At 75.4% G+C, this 16,496-nt stretch carries 17 protein-coding genes and 1 riboswitch; of the genes, 6 read left to right on the top strand and 11 right to left on the bottom strand.

Annotated elements, in window-relative coordinates:
• Nucleotides 1-109 precede the first annotated feature (109 nt).
• Nucleotides 110-1,579 (top strand): diguanylate cyclase domain-containing protein, encoded by a 1,470-nt coding sequence (locus ACWFNE_RS01800; protein ID WP_452120744.1) that lies wholly within the window; start codon nucleotides 110-112, stop codon nucleotides 1,577-1,579.
• A 67-nt stretch (nucleotides 1,580-1,646) separates the two neighbouring features.
• Here the strand turns inward: ACWFNE_RS01800 and ACWFNE_RS01805 are convergent, their stop codons facing one another.
• The 6 genes from ACWFNE_RS01805 to ACWFNE_RS01830 all read right to left on the bottom strand — a co-directional run bounded on the left by ACWFNE_RS01805 (nucleotide 1,647) and on the right by ACWFNE_RS01830 (nucleotide 6,256).
• Nucleotides 1,647-2,699: a GGDEF domain-containing protein gene (locus ACWFNE_RS01805; RefSeq protein ID WP_452120745.1), complete on the bottom strand. Its 1,053-nt coding sequence runs from the start codon at nucleotides 2,697-2,699 to the stop codon at nucleotides 1,647-1,649.
• A 68-nt stretch (nucleotides 2,700-2,767) separates the two neighbouring features.
• Nucleotides 2,768-3,544, bottom strand: coding sequence for an ABC transporter permease (locus ACWFNE_RS01810; RefSeq protein WP_452120746.1), 777 nt, complete (start codon nucleotides 3,542-3,544; stop codon nucleotides 2,768-2,770).
• A complete protein-coding gene (locus tag ACWFNE_RS01815; RefSeq protein ID WP_452120747.1) occupies nucleotides 3,541-4,539 on the bottom strand; it encodes an ABC transporter ATP-binding protein in 999 nt (332 codons plus the stop codon). Before ACWFNE_RS01815 ends, ACWFNE_RS01810 begins: the two co-directional genes overlap by 4 nt.
• Entirely contained in the window at nucleotides 4,539-4,841 is a 303-nt protein-coding gene (locus tag ACWFNE_RS01820; protein WP_452120748.1) for a transcriptional regulator, read from the bottom strand. The genes ACWFNE_RS01815 and ACWFNE_RS01820 overlap by 1 nt, the downstream gene beginning before the upstream one ends.
• Nucleotides 4,838-5,476: a hypothetical protein gene (locus tag ACWFNE_RS01825; RefSeq protein ID WP_452120749.1), complete on the bottom strand. Its 639-nt coding sequence runs from the start codon at nucleotides 5,474-5,476 to the stop codon at nucleotides 4,838-4,840. The genes ACWFNE_RS01820 and ACWFNE_RS01825 overlap by 4 nt, the downstream gene beginning before the upstream one ends.
• Nucleotides 5,477-5,707: 231 nt before the next feature.
• Nucleotides 5,708-6,256 (bottom strand): type 1 glutamine amidotransferase domain-containing protein, encoded by a 549-nt coding sequence (locus tag ACWFNE_RS01830; RefSeq protein ID WP_452120750.1) that lies wholly within the window; start codon nucleotides 6,254-6,256, stop codon nucleotides 5,708-5,710.
• Between the two features lie 103 nt (nucleotides 6,257-6,359).
• Here ACWFNE_RS01830 and ACWFNE_RS01835 point away from each other — a divergent pair, with 103 nt between their 5' ends.
• Nucleotides 6,360-7,157: a CPBP family intramembrane glutamic endopeptidase gene (locus ACWFNE_RS01835; protein WP_452120751.1), complete on the top strand. Its 798-nt coding sequence runs from the start codon at nucleotides 6,360-6,362 to the stop codon at nucleotides 7,155-7,157.
• A 12-nt stretch (nucleotides 7,158-7,169) separates the two neighbouring features.
• Here the strand turns inward: ACWFNE_RS01835 and ACWFNE_RS01840 are convergent, their stop codons facing one another.
• The 3 genes from ACWFNE_RS01840 to ACWFNE_RS01850 all read right to left on the bottom strand — a co-directional run bounded on the left by ACWFNE_RS01840 (nucleotide 7,170) and on the right by ACWFNE_RS01850 (nucleotide 10,475).
• Complete coding sequence (locus tag ACWFNE_RS01840; protein ID WP_452120752.1) at nucleotides 7,170-7,853, bottom strand: DNA alkylation repair protein; 684 nt, start codon at nucleotides 7,851-7,853, stop codon at nucleotides 7,170-7,172.
• Between the two features lie 254 nt (nucleotides 7,854-8,107).
• A complete protein-coding gene (locus ACWFNE_RS01845) occupies nucleotides 8,108-10,162 on the bottom strand; it encodes a hypothetical protein (protein WP_452120753.1) in 2,055 nt (684 codons plus the stop codon).
• Nucleotides 10,163-10,256: 94 nt separating this feature from the next.
• Nucleotides 10,257-10,475 (bottom strand): hypothetical protein, encoded by a 219-nt coding sequence (locus ACWFNE_RS01850; protein WP_452120754.1) that lies wholly within the window; start codon nucleotides 10,473-10,475, stop codon nucleotides 10,257-10,259.
• A gap of 226 nt (nucleotides 10,476-10,701) precedes the next feature.
• Between ACWFNE_RS01850 and ACWFNE_RS01855 the strand changes: the two genes are divergently transcribed.
• From ACWFNE_RS01855 to ACWFNE_RS01870, 4 genes are all read left to right on the top strand, one after another.
• Complete coding sequence (locus tag ACWFNE_RS01855) at nucleotides 10,702-11,316, top strand: DJ-1/PfpI family protein (RefSeq protein ID WP_452120755.1); 615 nt, start codon at nucleotides 10,702-10,704, stop codon at nucleotides 11,314-11,316.
• A complete protein-coding gene (locus tag ACWFNE_RS01860) occupies nucleotides 11,313-11,912 on the top strand; it encodes a MarR family winged helix-turn-helix transcriptional regulator (RefSeq protein ID WP_452120756.1) in 600 nt (199 codons plus the stop codon). The genes ACWFNE_RS01855 and ACWFNE_RS01860 overlap by 4 nt, the downstream gene beginning before the upstream one ends.
• Nucleotides 11,913-12,193: 281 nt before the next feature.
• Nucleotides 12,194-14,701 (top strand): lysylphosphatidylglycerol synthase domain-containing protein, encoded by a 2,508-nt coding sequence (locus ACWFNE_RS01865; protein WP_452120757.1) that lies wholly within the window; start codon nucleotides 12,194-12,196, stop codon nucleotides 14,699-14,701.
• Between the two features lie 88 nt (nucleotides 14,702-14,789).
• Nucleotides 14,790-15,227, top strand: coding sequence for a VOC family protein (locus tag ACWFNE_RS01870; RefSeq protein WP_452120758.1), 438 nt, complete (start codon nucleotides 14,790-14,792; stop codon nucleotides 15,225-15,227).
• A 7-nt stretch (nucleotides 15,228-15,234) separates the two neighbouring features.
• Here ACWFNE_RS01870 and ACWFNE_RS01875 read toward each other — a convergent pair whose 3' ends face one another.
• Nucleotides 15,235-15,759: a Rieske (2Fe-2S) protein gene (locus tag ACWFNE_RS01875; RefSeq protein WP_452120759.1), complete on the bottom strand. Its 525-nt coding sequence runs from the start codon at nucleotides 15,757-15,759 to the stop codon at nucleotides 15,235-15,237.
• 121 nt (nucleotides 15,760-15,880) lie between these two features.
• Nucleotides 15,881-16,048, bottom strand: a complete 168-nt coding sequence (locus ACWFNE_RS01880) for a hypothetical protein (protein ID WP_452120760.1) — start codon at nucleotides 16,046-16,048, stop codon at nucleotides 15,881-15,883.
• 16 nt (nucleotides 16,049-16,064) lie between these two features.
• A riboswitch (cyclic di-GMP riboswitch) is annotated at nucleotides 16,065-16,140 on the bottom strand.
• Nucleotides 16,141-16,496 lie beyond the last annotated feature (356 nt).

A 16,496-nucleotide genomic window follows, 5' to 3' on the forward strand; every position in this document is an offset into this window, starting at 1 on the left:
ACCCGTCATCGGGCGTGGGTGAAAGCCGATGGGTCGGTCACGGGCGAGGACGGACGGACGAGGGCGGACTGTGGCACGGACGACGGGTGGGCACGAGGGACGCCCCGTCGTGCCCGCGCTCCAGACCCGCCGCAACCGGGCCAACGCCTCCGCCTCGCGGGTGCTCGCGCGCGTGCCGCTCCCCCTGGCGTTCCTCGGCACGCTCGTCGTCGCCCTCCCCGCGCTGCTCGCGCTGCACGCGCACGGCTGGGTCCTCGGCTCCCCGTGGGTGCTGACCGGCCTCGTCCTCCTGCAGGTCGTCCTGCTGAGCGAGCGCGTCGAGCAGCTCGCCCGCCGGACCACACCCGACGGGCACCCCCTCGCGACCCTGCTCGGCGCGTTCGCGCTCGTCGCGGCGTTCTCCTGGACCGCCGGCTGGACCGCGCTCGTGCCCGGCACGGCGCTGCTGGTCGCGGTCGCGCACGTGCAGCGGTCCGCCAGCACGGTGTGGCCGCGCGCCGGGGTCGCCGTCACGGTCCTCACGCTCGCCGGCCAGGCCGGCACGCAGCTCGGCTGGGTCGCGAGCACGCTCCCGGTCTGGGCCAGCCACGTCGCCGCCGGGTGGCTGCTGCTGGTCGCGTGGCTCACGCTCGCCGACGTCGGGCTGTCCGTCGCCGCCGACGCGTCCGTGACCGACGCGCTCGCGCGCACCGAGGCGCGGCTGCGCGCGCTCATGGACTCCGCCACCGACGTGCTCACGGTGAGCGACGCGGACAACGTCCTGACGTACGTGAGCCCCGCGGTCGAGCGCACGACCGGTCACCCCGCGGAGGCCCTCACCGGCACCTACCTGCTCGACCTGGTCCGCCCCGAGCACCGCGCGACGGCCGCCCGCCAGCTCCGCGAGGTCATGGCCGTCGCGGGTGCACGCCGGACGCTCGACGTGCCGCTCACCCACGCCGACGGGGAGTCCCGCTGGTACGAGTGGAACGTGCACAACCTCCTGGCCGACCCGCTCGTGCAGGGCCTCGTCGTCGACCAGCGCGACGTGACGGACCGGCGCTACCAGGAGGAGCAGCTCACGCACGCCGCGTCGCACGACGACCTCACCGGGCTGCCCAACCGGCGCGAGCTCCTGCGGCTGCTCGGGCTCGGGCTGCGCGCCGTCGGACCCGGCGCCGCGCTCGCGGTCCTGTTCGTCGACCTCGACCGGTTCAAGGCCGTGAACGACACCTACGGGCACGCCGCCGGGGACGAGGTGCTCATCGAGGTCGGCCGGCGGCTGCGCACGCACCTGCGCCACGGGGACGTCCTCGCGCGCCTCGGGGGCGACGAGTTCGGCGCGGTGCTCGTCGAGGTGCGCGGCCACGTCGAGATCGCGGAGCTCGTCGAGCGGCTCGAGGCGGTCGTCGCGCAGCCGATCCGTGTCACGGGCGGCGTCGTGAGCGTCGGGGTGAGTATCGGCGCGGCGATCACGACCGACCCGTCGACCGAGCCGACGTCGCTGTTCACGCGCGCGGACACCGCGATGTACCGGACCAAGCACGACCACCGGACGGCGCGCGAGGCCGGCGAGGCGGGGACCCCGATCGCGTCCTGACCGGCCGGGCACCGCACTGCAGCGGCACACCGCGGCACACGCGGCACAGCGGCCGGACCGGTGCGGGTCAGCCCACCGCGGGCGACGGCGGCCGCCCGCCGCCGTTCACGGCGACCCGGTCCCGGCCGCCGGTCTTCGCGCGGTAGAGCGCCTCGTCGGCCGCGGAGTACAGCGCCCGCAGCGTCGTGACGCCGTCCCGCGCGTACGCGACGCCGACGCTCACCGTCAGCGCGAGCGGCCCCTCGGGCGTCGGCAGGGGGTGGGACCGGACGAGCTGGGCGACGTCCTCGGCGAGCGCCTCCGCGCTCCCCCCGCCGCCCCCGGTCACGAGCACCGCGAGCTCGTCGCCGCCGAGGCGGCTGAGCACCATGCCGGGGCGCTCGCGGCTGCGCAGGAGCGCCGCGACGTGGGCGAGCACGTCGTCGCCGACGGGGTGCCCGCGACTGTCGTTGATGGTCTTGAACCGGTCGAGGTCGAGCACGAGGAGCGCGGTCGTCGTGCGGCCCTCGCGCGCGAGCGCGGTGCGCGCCGCCTCGTCGAGCACGCGCCGGGTCGCGAGGCCGGTCAGGGGGTCGATCGCCGCGAGCGTCGTGAGCCGGCCCACGAGCGCGTCCCGCTGCTCCCCCGAGACGACGAGCAGCGCGGTCATGACCCCGAGCGTCGCGCCGACGAACGCGACGTCCGTGACCGCGCGCTCGAACGGCAGCAGCGCGAGGGCGAGCACCGCGTCGGCCGCCACGGTCAGGACCGTGATCCCGACGGCGGCGCGGCGTCGCAGCTGCGAGCTCGCGAACAGCACGGGGAACGCGAGGAAGACCTGACCGGCCGCGCTCGCGTCGTCCGTCGCGAAGTCGAGCGCCGTGATGAGGACGACCCCGCCCGCCGGCAGCACGACCCACAGCCAGGTCGGCGCGCGGTGGCCCCGGCGGTACAGCAGCGCGGAGCACGGGATCGCCACGGCGGCCGCGGCGAGCACCGCGACGCGTTCCCAGCCGGACTCGAGGCTCGGGTCGACCGCGGCGAAGGCCAGGATCACGACGGCGCCCACCAGGATGAGCACAGCGGCGGACCGGGCAGCGGCGACCCGGTCGCGCGGCTCGCTCCAGTGGCCGGACGACACACCTGATCATCGGCCGTCCGGGCGCCGACCTGAACACCTGACCGCGCGTCGCGGTCGGGCGTGTCGGGTCACCGGAACCGGCGACCCTCGTCCCGCCGGTACGCCGTCACGGCCAGCACCGAGAAGAGCACCGTCCACCCCAGCAGCACGGGCAGCGCCAGGACGTACGCGGGGTAGCCGGTCGCGACCTCGATCACGAGGTCCCGCGCCGCCCGGGTCGGCAGCGCGCGGGAGATCGCGTTCATCCAGCCGGGGAACACCTCGGGCGGCATGAACAGCCCGCCGGCGAACGCGAGCGGGAACAGCACCGCCTGCACGACCGCGATGGCGGCCTTGTTGCTCAGCGCGTAGCCGATCGCGAGCCCCAGCATGAGGAACGGCAGCGCGACGAGGGGCACGCACCCGAGCGCGAGGAGCAGGCGCTGCGGGGTGATCGTGGCCTCGGTGAAGACCACGGCGATCGCGATGAGCGGCACGAGCGCGAGCAGGCACCAGACGATGCCGTTGACGACGCGGCCCGCGAGGCGGGGTGCCGCGCCCGCGGGCAGCGTGCGCAGGTACGGGTCGAACGGCAGGGCACGGTCCTCGGCGACGCCCGCGCCGAACGAGAACAGGCACGTCGAGATGATCGCGAACGTCGCGAGCTGCGCCGCCGCGGCCGTCGCGATGCCGGGGTTCTGGGACACCTCGGGCTGCGGCACCACGAAGAAGAACATCGCGAGCGACGGGAACAGCAGGTTGCCGATGACCGCGATGGGCACGCGGACCGTCTCGAGGAACTGGAAGCGCGCGTGCAGGAGCGTGAGGTGCAGCGCGGTTCGGGGGGCGAGCGTCGTGGTGGTCATCGCGGGGCTCCCTGGGTGACGGCGTCGGACGTGGTCGCGTCGCCGGGGGTGAGGGTCGCGCCGGACGGGCCGGCGGTGCGGGCGGCGTCCCGGACGGGCTCGCCCCCGGTGAGCGCGAGGAACGCCTCCTCGAGCGAGGCGCCGCGGACCTCGAGCCCGCTGAACGGCACGTCCGCGCGCACCAGGGCGCGGACCACGGCGTCGGCGTCGGACGCGAGCAGGGTCCAGCGGTCGCCGTCACGCTCGGCGCCGACGACCCCCTCGGTCCGCGCGAGGTCCGCAGCGGCGTGCTCGGGGACGGAGACCAGGACGCGCCGGACGGCCACGAGGTCGAGGACCGCGGCGAGCGAGTCGTCGGCGAGCACGCGGCCCTCGCCGATCACGACGACGCGCTGCGCGAGCGCCTCGATCTCCTCGAGGTAGTGGCTCGTGAGCACGACCGTCGCGCCGTCCGCGTGGTACTGCCGGAGCGCGTCCCACAGCACGTGCCGGGCCTCGACGTCGAGCCCGGTGGTCGGCTCGTCGAGCAGCACGAGGCGGGGGCGGCCCACGAGCGCGAGCGCGACGGCGAGGCGGCGCTTCTGGCCGCCCGAGAGGCCGCCGGTCTGCCGTCCCGCGAGATCGCCGATCCCGAACCGCTCGAGCACCTCGCCCCGCGGCATCGGGTCCGGGTAGTGCCCGGCGACGAGGTCGACGACCTCGCCGACCTTGAGCGTCGGCGGCAGCCCGGTCTCCTGCGGTGTCGTGCCGAGGCCGAGGCGCGCGGCAGCGTCGCGGGGGTCGCGACCGAAGAGCCGGATCCGGCCCGCGTCGGGCTTCCGGATCCCGCTGACGAGGCTGAGCAGGGTCGTCTTGCCCGCGCCGTTCGGCCCGAGCAGCCCGACGAGCTCGCCCTCGTGGACGTCGAGCGACACGTCGTCGAGCGCGGTCACGGCACCGAACCGGCGCGTGACCCCCTCGACCTGCACCACGTGGTCCGTGACTGCGCTGTTCATCACTGCGCTCCCTTGAGGAGGTCGGTGAGCCGGCGCGAGTAGCGCTCGAACGCGTGGCGTCCGGTGCTCGTCAGCTCGAGGTAGGTGGCCGGGGTCCGGCCCTCGTGGGTCTTGGTGACCAGGACGTACTCAGCCTCCTCGAGCTTGCGCACGTGGGTCGAGAGGTTGCCGGCGGTCATGTCGAGGAGGCGCTGGAGCTTGGGGAACGAGACCCGGTCGCCGCGCGACATCGCGGCGAGCGTCGCGACGACCCGCAGGCGGGACTGCGCGTGGATGACCGGGTCGAGGTCGTCGTCGATCACCAGCCGCCCCTCCGCCGGGAGACGTGCGCGAGGGCCGCCGCGACGAGCATCGCGCCTCCGCCCGCGAGCGCCATGAGGAGGTAGACGTCGGGGAGCCCGACGAGCGCCCCGACCCCGCTGACCACGGCGATCCACGCGCCGAGGACGAACATCCGCCAGTCCTCCCACTGCGCGGCCCCCGCGCAGTAGAGCACCCCGACGACGAACGTGGGCAGCGAGTTCCAGCCGAGCGACAGCACCTCGGCGTTGGCCCCGGCCCGGGTGAGCCCGGCCATCACGAGGGTGACGCCGAGGAACGCGACGGCCCAGGTCGTGCCGTACATCGCGCCGGCGCGGGCGCTGGCCCCGCGGATGCCGGCGACCCGGCGCGCGAGGTGCGACATCGTCGCCGCGAGCGCCCCGGAGATGCACACCCCGAACACGACGAACGCCCAGCCGGCGGGCTCGTGCTCGGTCGAGGTGCGGGCGGAGGACCACAGCACGAGGTACCCGACGAGCCACGCGACGCCCCAGGTGCCGAACATCACGCGCGGGTCGGGGCCGACCTGGTCGAGCACGCGGTCGCGCTGCGCCCGGATGATCGCGAGGCTCTCGGCGAGGTCGAGCGGCTCGTCGGACGTGTCGTCGGGCGCCATCGGTGATCTCCCTCGGTCCGCAGAGTGCTTTGCGTTGCAAACTACTCTGCCGGCCGGCTGCGCCGCAAGGGGTGCGACCGCCCCCCACGGGCACGACGAGGGCCCCGCCGCGCCCGCAGGTGCGAGCGGCGGCGGGGCCCGGGGTCACGCGACCGACGGAGCCCGGCGCCGGGGCCCGGGCCCGGACCCGAGGGGCTCGTGGGACGAGCGCCCGGCGACCGGGCGCCCGCGTCAGGCGGTCTGCTCCGCGTGCTCGCCCTCGCCGATCTCCTCGACGAGCTTGGCGTTGAACGCCGGCAGGTCGTCGGGCACGCGGCTGCTCACGAGGCCGGAGTCGACGACGACCTTCTCGTCCACCCACGTCGCACCCGCGTTCGTCAGGTCCGTGCGCAGGCTCGGGTAGGACGTCAGGGTCCGGCCGCGGACGACGTCGGCGTCCGTCAGGATCCAGCCACCGTGGCAGATCACGCCCACGGGCTTGTGCTGGGCGAACACGTCGCGGACGAACGCGACGGCCTTCTCGTCGAGGCGGATCGTGTCGCCGTTCGCGACACCGCCGGGCAGCACGAGCGCGTCGAAGTCGGTGGCCGCCGCGTCCGCGGTCGTCCGGTCGACCCGTGCCTCGTGGCCGTTCTTGCCGGTGATCGTGCCGCCGTCCGACGACACGAGCACCGCCGTCGCGCCGTGCTCGGTGACCGCCTGCCACGGGCTCGTCAGCTCGCTGTCCTCGAAGCCGTCCGTGGCCAGGAACGCGACCGTCTTGCCGGTGAGGTGGGACATGCGTGCGGCTCCTCTCGCTGGGGTGTGCGGTCCCTCGACGGTAGGCGCGCCCGCGCGGGACGGCACCCGGAGCGGCACCCCGGCCGGCCACTACCCTCGGAGCATGACGACGGGACCGGGCGCCGCGCCCGCACCGTCGTACCCGGCGCTCCGGCGCCGGCTCACGACCGAGGTCTGGATCGTGCTCGGCCTCTCGCTCGGCCGCTCGGGCGTCTACGCGCTCGTCAACATCGTCGCGCGGCTCACCGAGGGCACCCCGCTCGCCGAGCAGTCCGCGACGCTCAACGCGAGCCGCTCGCCGCGCCCGTACCTCGACCTGACCTACCAGCTCCTGAGCATCGGCTTCGCGCTGCTGCCCGTCGCGCTCGCGCTGTACCTGCTCTCCGCGAACGGCCGCAGCGCGGTCCGGCGCATCGGGCTCGACCGCACGCGACCCGGGCGCGACCTCGGCGTCGGCGTCGGGCTCGCGGCGCTCATCGGCATCCCGGGCCTCGCGCTGTACGCCGCCGGGCGCGCGCTCGGCGTGACCGTCGAGGTGCAGGCGTCGGCGCTGAACGCCGCGTGGTGGACCGTCCCCGTCCTCGTGCTCGCCGCGCTGCAGAACGCGCTGCTCGAGGAGGTGATCGCCGTCGGCTACCTGACCGAGCGCCTGCGCGAGCTGCGCTGGCGGACGCCCGCGATCATCGCCGCGAGCGCCCTGCTGCGCGGCTCGTACCACCTGTACCAGGGCTTCGGGCCGTTCGTCGGGAACGTCGTCATGGGCGTCGTCTTCGCCGAGTACTACCGGCGCAGGGGGCGGGTCATGCCGCTCGTGGTCGCGCACACCGTGCTCGACGTCGTCGCGTTCGTCGGGTACGCGCTCGTGCCCGCGCAGTGGCGGGACGCGCTCGGGCTGAGCTGACGGACCGGCCCGTCAGCCCTGACGGCGGACCATCTCCCCGATCCAGGCCGGCGCGTACGGCGACGTGCAGCCGGGCGGCGTCGGGTAGTCCTTGAGGACCTCGAGCCGCTCGCCGATCGCGAGCGCGCGGGCCCGCAGCGCCGGGTGCTGGATGCCGATCATCGCGAGGCACTCGTTCATGGCCCACTGCAGGTTCGCGGGCGCGTCCTTCATGTGCGCCTCGACGAGGTCGAGGAGCCCGGGCAGGTCGAGGCCGTCGGGCGCCCGGGCGACGCGGTCGCTGGTGAGCGCCCAGCCCGAGCCGGCGACCGCCGGGTCGGGGTCGTCGAACCACGCGGTGCGCAGCTCCTCGACGTGCGGGCTCTTCTTCACCACGTACCCGACGAGCCAGTCCCGCACCTTCGGCACCCGCGCGTCCCGGAGCATCGAGTCGAGCTCGGCGGCGGAGAAGCCCTTCGGGCGGCAGACCAGGATCGCGACGAGACGGGCCGCCGTGTCGCCGGTCGCCCAGAGCTCGAGCGCGAGGTCGTGCTGCGTCCTCAGGCGCTTCGCGACCGCGCGGAGCTGCGTGAGGTTGACGCCGTGGTCGTCGCCGTGGCGCTCGTTGACCGCGCGGATGCGGGGGTCCTCGAGCGCCGCGAGCTCGGCGCGCACCTCGTCGACGCTGACCTGCGGTGGTGCGGGGCTTGCCGCCACGGTGACCTCCTCGTGCTCGGGTGTGGTCCCAGCATGCCGGGCGGCGCGCCCCGCGGGCAGGGGCACGCCCGCGGGGCGCCTCGGTCGGCGCTGCGGATCGGTCGGCGCTGCGGACCGGTCGGCGCTGCGGACCGGTCGGCGCTGCGGACCGGTCGGCGCTGCGGATCCGCCGCGCGACCGGACCCGGCTGGCGGAGCCTGCGCACCTGCCGGCCGGGGCGAGCACGTTCGGGTCGGCCTGCGCAGGCGCCCCGGTCAGCCGAGGCGGCGTCGCAGCCGCGCGACGCCCACGAGCGCCCCGCCCACGGTGATCATCCCGAGCCCGACGAGGCCCGGGGTGGTGTCGGCTCCCGTGCGCGCGAGCGCCGGGGCGCGCCCCTCGCGAGCCGACCGTGCGCGGGCGCCCGGGTCCGGCCGGGACGCGGACGGCGCGGCAGGACGGGCTGCGGGCGCGGCGGGGTCGACCGGCGTCACGGGGGCCACGGGCACCCCGGGGCCCGCGACCGGGTCCGCCGGCACGACCGGGGGCGCCGGGTCCTGCGGCACCGGGACCGGCGCCGGCTCCGGGGCGGGGACCACCACGACGACCGACGTCCGCGCCTCACCGGGCACGTAGGACCACAGGTCGAGCCCCTTCGCGTCACCGAAGCTGCCCGTGCACTGCGTGTTCGTGTTGGCACCGCCGCCCGCGCCCGCCCCGAAGGCCCGCTGGGTCGAGGTCGTGTCGAAGCCGGCGTCGGGGTCGGCGAACGCGACCGACGGGCGAGAGCCGGCGCCCGCGCACAGCAGCTCGCCGGGAGTGCCGACCGTCACGCCCGCGCTCGTCACGTACCCGCGGTCGTCGTAGAACGCACGCGTGCAGTTCGTGCCCGTGCTGACCTCGCCCGTGAACGGGCACACGCCGCCCGGGGGGTTCTCGAGCGTGATGCTGGGACCGCCGCGCAGCGAGCTCTCCACGTCGAGCATCGGTGCGTGGTACTCCCCGCCGCGCAGCGTCGCCCGCACCGGGTACAGCCCGGCCGGGAACGCCGCGCCTGCGTTGTCGAGGCCGTCCCAGGGAATGTCGTGCGTCCCGACGTCGACGAACCCGCGCAGCACCCGGTTGCCGGGCGCCCCGGGGTCGAGGTCGACGCCGTCACGCGAGAGCACGATCTCGTAGGCACCGGCCGTGGCGGTGGTGAAGCGGAGGCCGCCGCCCTGGCCCTCGAAGGCGACATCGCCGCCCGCGGACCCGGCGAACCCGAGCGGCCCCATCGCGGGCTCGGCGCCCTGCGTGGGGATGCCGAGCGCGGCGAGCGTCTCGGGCGCGAGCGGCTCGACCGACACGGGGTACTCGGCCCGGGCCAGCCGGACGCCGCCGAGCGTGCTCGTGAGCGTCTGCTGGTTGCTGCCCGCGCCGAGCACGTCGCGGTGCAGCGGGGTCACGCCGTCGGCGTCGTAGAAGCCGACGGGGTTGCCGTAGAAGACGAAGCCGAAGGGGTCGAACGACCGGGTCGAGACCCGGTAGCGGAAGCCGTCGGTCGTCGTGAGGTAGGTCGAGAAGTCGGTGGGGCGGTCGCTGCCGCCCGTGAAGCCCGCGTACACGTAGGTGAAGACGCGCCCGGGCACGTCGGCGGTCGAGCCGGGGGCGGCCGGTCGGACGGTCAGGTCCCACGCGGCGACGGTCGTGGAGCTCTCGGCCTGCGCGACGACGTCCGCACCCACCTGGGCGCGCGTGGGCACGCCGCCGGAGAGCGCTCCGCCGGGGCCGACCGAGCCGTAGAACGCGACACGGTGCAGGCCCGTCGTGGTGACGGTGTGGACGCAGGGCGCGTAGCCGTCCGGGTTCCCGGTGCCGTCGACGGACCGCGCGCCGGCGAGCTCCTGGGTGCGCGTCGAGATCAGGCCGAGCGCGGGGTCGCCACTCGCCTCGCGCTGCGCCGCGCAGCTCGACGCCGGGGCGGGCAGGGTCGCCGCCTCGGTGTCCGTGACGACGCCGGGCTCCCACACGGCGACGTCCGCGAGCCCGGGCGCGACACCCAGCGCCGACGAGCCGAGGAGCAGCTGCTCGCCCTGGCGCGCGAACACCGTGAACAGCGTCCGGCGGACGATGTGCGTGCCGTCCGCGGGCCCGTAGGTCGCGACGTTCCACTCGATGGGCGCACGGCACCCGGCGCCGGTCCCGGTGCCGCACGGGGCGTCGTCGGGGAACAGGTCCCCGCTGCCGACGGCGGTGGCCGGGGCGGCGGTGAACGCGGCGCCGAGGGGCAGCGCGAGGGCCGCGAGGGTGAGCAGGAGCCGGTGCCGGCGGGGGTGTCGAGGTCGGGGCATGCCCCACCCTCACCCGGCCGACCGAATCCCGTCCAACCGGTCAGTTGTCCAGGTCAGCGGCCTGCGGCACGCCGACCACCCCGGTGAGCCGCGCTCAGCCGACGCGGGAGAACCGCGATCCGCCGTACTTCTTGTGCACGGCCTGCTTGCTCACGCCGAGCATCGTCGCGATCGACGCCCACGGGATCCCCGCGACGCGCGCCCGCCGCACGACGAGGGCCTCACGCCGGTCCGCCTCGCGCCTGAGCTGCGCGAGCGCGGCCAGCGCCTGCAGCGGGTCGTCCCCGTCCGCCTGCCGCACGAGCATGCTCATGTCGACCTCCTCCACGTCCGCCTCCGGTCGGTCGTCAACCTGGATTGACGTTGACGACGCTAGACCGGGAACGCCGACTCGTCAACCTGTGTTGACGCGACGCCGCACCCTGCCGCCGCCGCGCGCCAAGCGACGAGGAGCCGATCGGGCGCGCCGCCGCCGCTACCGTTGACAGCATCCTGTCAAGCGAGTAATTTGACAGTACGCTGTCAACCAAGGAGACGACATGGGAACCGTGGTGCTGTACGGCCTCGACACGATGGCCGACTGGGAGTACGCATACCTGACCGCCGGGCTGACCGTCGCCGCCGAGCAGGGCGACGACCGCTACCGCTTCGTGACCGCCGGGCCGACCGGCACGACGCAGGTCACGACGACCGGCCGGCTCCGCGTGCTGCTCGACACCGAGCTCGACGGGGTCCCCTTCGACGACATCGCCGCGCTCGTGCTGCCCGGCGGCGAGTCCTGGGGCTCCGGGCACGAGCAGGTGCTCGACCTCGCCGGCCGCTGCGTCGAGGCGGGCGTCCCCGTCGCGGCGATCTGCGGCGCGACGCTCGGGCTCGCTCGCACCGGCCTGCTCGACGACCGCGAGCACACGAGCAACGCCGCCGACTTCCTCGCTCCGACACCCGGGTACGCCGGGCACGCGCTCTACCGCGAGGCGCGCACGGTCGTCGACCGCGGCGTCATCACCGCCCCCGCGACCGCACCCGTCGACTTCGCCCGTGCGGTCTTCGAGGCCCTCGACCTCTTCCCGCCGGCGATCACCGAGGCCTGGTACGGGCTCTACACGACCGGCGAGCGGCGCTTCTACGACCAGCTCACCGGCGCGGGCGCGTGACGCGACGCGCCCCGGACGGCGACCGGGCGCCGGGGCACCGGCCCGAGCCCGCCGACGCGGCGACGGCCACGGCGGCTGCGGCTGCGGCTGCGCCGACCACCGCGGACGACCGGGACGCGGACGCGCCGTCGGGCCGCTCTCCCGCGGGCGACGCGCTCACCGCGCTCGTCCTGCCCGTGTTCGAGCTCGACGGCGAGCTGCTCGCCGCCGCGCGCGACATCGCCGAGCCCGCCGGCCTGACCCCCGCGTGGTGGCAGGTGCTCGGCGCGACGCTCGACGAGCCGCTCACCGTCTCGGACGTCGCCCGGCGCGTCGGCCTGGGGCTCGCCCGCCAGAGCGTCCAGCGCACCGCCGACCTGCTCGTCGAGAAGGGCTGGGCCCGCTACCTCGACAACCCCCGGCACGCGCGCGCCCGCCTCCTCGAACCGACGCCGCGGGGCCGCGAGACGCTGCTCCTCCTGCGCGAGGCGCAGCACGCCTGGGCCGACGCGGTGGGGGCCGCGGTCGGCGCCGAGGAGCTGCGCGCGTTCCGGTCGACCGCGAAGCGCATCGCCGCGGCCTCGCGGGCGTACCGCGCGCGACGGGGCGCCCCGTAGGGCCCGGTCGCCTGGTCGTACCCGAGCGGGCTCGGGAGCGGCGCACCGCACGGCACCGGGCCGCGCGTCGCGCTCCCCGCGGAGCCCGCCCCCCGCCGGAGCCCGTGCGTCCACGGTCCCGGCCCCGAGTGCCCGACCCTGAGCCGACCCCGAGCGCACCCCGCCCGGGGTAGTCCCTGGGACCGACCCAGGTCGCGCCGCCGTCCTCCTCCGGGCGCAACTTCCCCGGCGCACGTGAGAACGCCGGGGAGAGGCCGGGCCCGCTGCCTACACTCGCCCGTATGCCCGAGCTGCCGACGACCGCGCGCCTCGGTCTCGGCCCCTCCCCCGACGACGACACCGACCGCCTCGCCGGCGTCGAGATCGTCGACACCCCCGCGGTCCGCGTGCACCACCCGAGCGACCTGCTGGGCGTCGTCGTGAGCACGCTCGGGATCGCGCTCGTGCTCGTCGCCGCGACCTACGCGCAGAACACCACGACCGGCGTCGCGGAGGACGTGCAGGGCTTCCGGTCGCTGCTCGGGCAGATCCTCATCTTCCCCGTGACGGTCCTCGAGATCGTGGTCGTCGTGCTCGCGCCGGTCGCGGTCCTGACCGAGCTCGCGGTCCGGCGGCTCGGTCGCCAGCTCCTCGAGGCGCTCGCGGCGGCGCTCGGCGGGCTCCTCCTCTGCATGGTGCTCGGCTGGGCCGTGCAGACCTTCGGGCCGGACGCGCTCGTGACCGGGACGTCGGTGCGGCTGCGCAGCGGCGAGTGGGTCGTCACCATCCCGCCGTACGTGTCCCTCATCGCGGCGCTGCTCACGACGTCCGGCCCCCGGACCCGGCGCAGGACGGTCGCCTGGTCGTGGAACCTGCTGTGGGTCTGGGTGGGCGTCGTGCTCATCACCGGCGCGGTGTCGCTGCCCGGCCTGGCGGTGGCGCTGCTCGTCGGCCGCGTTGCCGGGCTGGGCGTCCGCTACCTGTCCGGGGTGCGCTCCGAGCGCGCGTACGGCGTGAGCCTCGTCGACGGGGTGCGGCGTGCGGGCTTCGAGCCCGTCCGGATCGCCCGGGTTCCGGACGCGGACACCGAGGGCACCGGCACCGCCGTGGCCGACGCGCCGACGACCGCCGCCCGGGCGATCGCCCGGTACTCCGACCACCGGGTCTACGAGCTCACGACGGCCGACGGGCAGGACCTCGACGTCGTCGTGCTCGACGGTGACCGCCAGGTCGTCGGCATGCTGTCGCGGCTGTGGCGCTCCCTGCGGCTGCGCGGGCTCGACGGGCGCTCGGTCGTGTCCCTGCGCCAGGCCGCCGAGCGCGCCGCGCTGCTCGCCTACGCCGCACGCGCGGCCGGCGTCCGGACCCCCCGCCTGCTGAGCATCTCCGAGGCCGACGACTCGATGCTGCTGGTCCAGGAGGCGCCCGGCACCGCGCGCCCGCTCGCGGACCTCGATCCCGAGGACATCACCGACGAGATGCTCGAGGAGGTCTGGGCGCAGCTGCGGCTCGCGCACGGCGCCGGGATCGCGCACCGGGCGCTGACCAGCGACGTCGTGCTCGTCGACGTCGTCGTCGGGCGGCCCGTCGTGTGGCTCGTCGGGTGGGAGCAGGGCGACGTCGCGTCCTCCGAGCTCGCCCGGCGCATGGACGTCACACAGCTCGTGGCCCTGCTCGCGCTGCGGGTCGGTGCGACGCGCGCCCTGGAGTCGGCGTCACGGGTGCTGCCCGACGAGGACATCGCCGCGGTGGGCCCGCTGCTCCAGACGATCGCTCTCCCCCAGCGCACCCGTGACGAGATGCGCGCGCACAAGGAGGTCCTCGCCGAGCTCCGGTCCGCCCTCGTGCAGCGGCTTCCCGAGGCGGACGTGCACCCCGAGCAGCTCGTGCGGTTCGGGGCCCGGACGCTCCTGACGATCTTCCTGACGACCGTCGCGGTCGTCGTCGTCCTCACCACGATCAACGTCGACGAGATCACCACGGCCGTCAGCGAGAGCGACTGGCGCTGGAGCCTCGTCGCGTTCGGCCTCGGCCTGCTGACCCTGGTCGGCGCAGCCCTGGCGTTCGTCGCGTTCTCGCCGGTGCGCCTGCCGGTGTGGCGCGCGATCCTCGTGCAGACCGCGGCGACGTTCGTCGCGCTCGCCGCCCCCGCCGGGATCGGCCCCGCCGCCCTCAACCTGCGGATGCTCACCCGGCGCGGCGTCTCGACGGGGCTCGCGGCCGCGACCGTGGCGCTCGTGCAGGTCTCGCAGTTCGTCGTCACGATCCTGCTGCTGCTCGGGCTGTCCGTCGCGTCCGGCACCCGGCAGGCGTCGCCGCTGCCCGCGTCCCCGCAGATGTTCCTCGCCATCGGCATCGTCGCGGTGATCGTCGCGTCGACGCTGCTCGTCCCGGCGGTCCGCGTGTGGGTCGCCTCGAAGACGCTGCCGATGCTGCGCCAGACGTGGCCGCGGCTCATCGAGGTCGTCGGGCAGCCGCGCCGGCTCGCGCTCGCCTTCGGCGGGAACGTGCTCATGACGATGGGGTACGTGCTCGCGTTCGACGCGGCGCTGCAGGCGTTCGGGCAGCACGTCTCGCTCGTCCAGGTCGCGCTGCTCTACCTCGCCGGGAACACCGCGGGCTCGCTCGTGCCCACCCCGGGCGGCCTCGGGACCGTCGAGCTCGCGCTGTCCGCCGGACTGACCTCCGTCGGCATCAACGCCGGTGTCGCGGTGTCCGTCGCGTTCCTGTTCCGCGCCCTGACGTTCTGGCTGCGGATCCCGATCGGCTGGGCGGCGATGCGGTACCTCCAGCGCAAGGGCGAGCTGTAGCAGCCGCGGGGCGGCTCCGCCGTGGTGCGCGTCGGACCCCCTCGCTAGCGTCGGGAGCCCGAGGGCGACCGACGAGGCAGGAGCAACCATGGCGCTCGAGTTCCAGGTGACCTTCGACGCGGCCCGGCCGCGCGAGCTCGGCCAGTTCTGGGGCGAGGTGCTCGGCTACGTCGAGCAACCCGCGCCCGAGGGGTTCGCGTCGTGGGACGCGTTCCTCGACGCGCAGGGCGTCCCCGACGACGAGCGCGACTCCGCGTACTCCGTCGTCGACCCGGCCGGGACCGGCCCCCGCCTGCTGTTTCAGCGCGTGCCCGAGGGGAAGACGGCGAAGAACCGCGTGCACCTCGACGTCACGTGCGGCGGCGGGCGGGGCGTCCCCCTCGACGAGCGGCGGCGCCGGGTCGACGCGCGCGCGGCGGAGCTCGTGGAGCACCACGGAGCGCGGCGGACCGGCGACGGCGCCGAGCCGGGCGGCTACTGGGTCGTGCTGCAGGACCCCGAGGGCAACGAGTTCTGCCTGCAGTAGGTGCCGCTCAGGCGGCGACGACCTCGCCGTCGACGACCTCGACCGCGAGCTCCGCGAGCGGCTCCTCCGCCGGGCCCGTCCGCACCGAGCCGTCCTCGGCCGAGAACACCGAGCCGTGGCACGGGCACACGAGCACGTCGCCGTCGGCCACGACGGTGCAGCCCTGGTGCGTGCAGACGGCGACCAGCGCGACCACGGTGCCCGCTGTGGGCTGCAGCAGGATCAGCGGCACGTCGTCGGGTCCCGTGACCGCGAGCGCACCGCCGACGGGGACGTCCGCGAGCTTCGCGAGGACACCTGAGCCGCTGCCGGCCGACGTCGAACCCGCCGGGTCGGTGGGCTCCTCGTCCGAGTCGGACGGACCGGCGCAGGCGGCCAGCACGAGTGCGGCGGCCCCGAGGGAGACGGCGCCCGCGCCGCGCAGCACGCTGCGGCGGGTGAGCCCGTGGCACGCCGTGCCGCACGCACCGGCGGGGTGCGCGGCCCGGTCGGCGGCCGGCTCGGTCGACGTGGGGTGGGTGGTCTGCGTCATCGTCGGGCTCCTTCGCGCGGTGGGCTCAGGGGTACCCAACCACGGGGAGGCGGCCGCGGAGACGACTCAGGGCAGCACGCGGGTGCGTGCTGCCCTGGACCGGGAGAGGAGCGGGGTGCGCTCAGGCGGCGTACTCGCGCTGCGTCGGCACGAGATCGTGGCGCGCGGAGCGGACGGCGGCCATGCGGGCCCACGAGGCGAGGCGCGCGGCGGGCGCGGTGTCGCGGTCGGGGCGGGGGGAGTCGGTGTCGGCGGGCTCGTACTGGCCGAAGAATCCACGCTGGTCCATGAGGCACATCCATTCGTTCGGTAGCCCGGCTGACCTGCGTGGGTCCCGTGGCTTTGCGTCCCCTCTTTGCAGAGGGTTTGCCTGTTCGCTGACAGAGGAGACATTAGAGGACTATGAGAGCGCGTGGAAGCCCCTCGTGCCACTCGAAGCCGGACATAGCCCCGTTTCACCCGCTCGGCGCACGGCGCGCCTGCGTGACGTGCGACAACGATGTCGCCCGGTCGTGGAGTCGTTCTCCGTGTGACTCATGTCACACGGGGGTGACTGTGAGACGGGGTGCCGTGCCGGAGATTCCTGGGTGTGGGGCCGCTCGGCGCGGTCCGACCGGGGATGTGGTGGGGGGGGGGAGAGGGGGGGGGGGGGGTAGCCAGAAGACCCCCCCCATCCCACCCCACACCACCACCCCCCCCACCACCCCCCCCACCCCCCACCAGGTCAAACCCCGCCC

The sequence above is a fragment of the Cellulomonas sp. NPDC055163 genome, from assembly GCF_053607065.1.

Coding starts and splice junctions, on each gene's coding strand:
- ACWFNE_RS01810 (WP_452120746.1), bottom strand. CDS start 3,544: ATGACCACCACGACGCTCGCCCCCCGAACCGCGCTGCACCTCACGCTC.
- ACWFNE_RS01815 (WP_452120747.1), bottom strand. CDS start 4,539: ATGAACAGCGCAGTCACGGACCACGTGGTGCAGGTCGAGGGGGTCACG.
- ACWFNE_RS01825 (WP_452120749.1), bottom strand. CDS start 5,476: ATGGCGCCCGACGACACGTCCGACGAGCCGCTCGACCTCGCCGAGAGC.
- ACWFNE_RS01830 (WP_452120750.1), bottom strand. CDS start 6,256: ATGTCCCACCTCACCGGCAAGACGGTCGCGTTCCTGGCCACGGACGGC.
- ACWFNE_RS01835 (WP_452120751.1), top strand. CDS start 6,360: ATGACGACGGGACCGGGCGCCGCGCCCGCACCGTCGTACCCGGCGCTC.
- ACWFNE_RS01845 (WP_452120753.1), bottom strand. CDS start 10,162: ATGCCCCGACCTCGACACCCCCGCCGGCACCGGCTCCTGCTCACCCTC.
- ACWFNE_RS01850 (WP_452120754.1), bottom strand. CDS start 10,475: ATGAGCATGCTCGTGCGGCAGGCGGACGGGGACGACCCGCTGCAGGCG.
- ACWFNE_RS01855 (WP_452120755.1), top strand. CDS start 10,702: ATGGGAACCGTGGTGCTGTACGGCCTCGACACGATGGCCGACTGGGAG.
- ACWFNE_RS01865 (WP_452120757.1), top strand. CDS start 12,194: ATGCCCGAGCTGCCGACGACCGCGCGCCTCGGTCTCGGCCCCTCCCCC.
- ACWFNE_RS01870 (WP_452120758.1), top strand. CDS start 14,790: ATGGCGCTCGAGTTCCAGGTGACCTTCGACGCGGCCCGGCCGCGCGAG.
- ACWFNE_RS01875 (WP_452120759.1), bottom strand. CDS start 15,759: ATGACGCAGACCACCCACCCCACGTCGACCGAGCCGGCCGCCGACCGG.
- ACWFNE_RS01880 (WP_452120760.1), bottom strand. CDS start 16,048: ATGGACCAGCGTGGATTCTTCGGCCAGTACGAGCCCGCCGACACCGAC.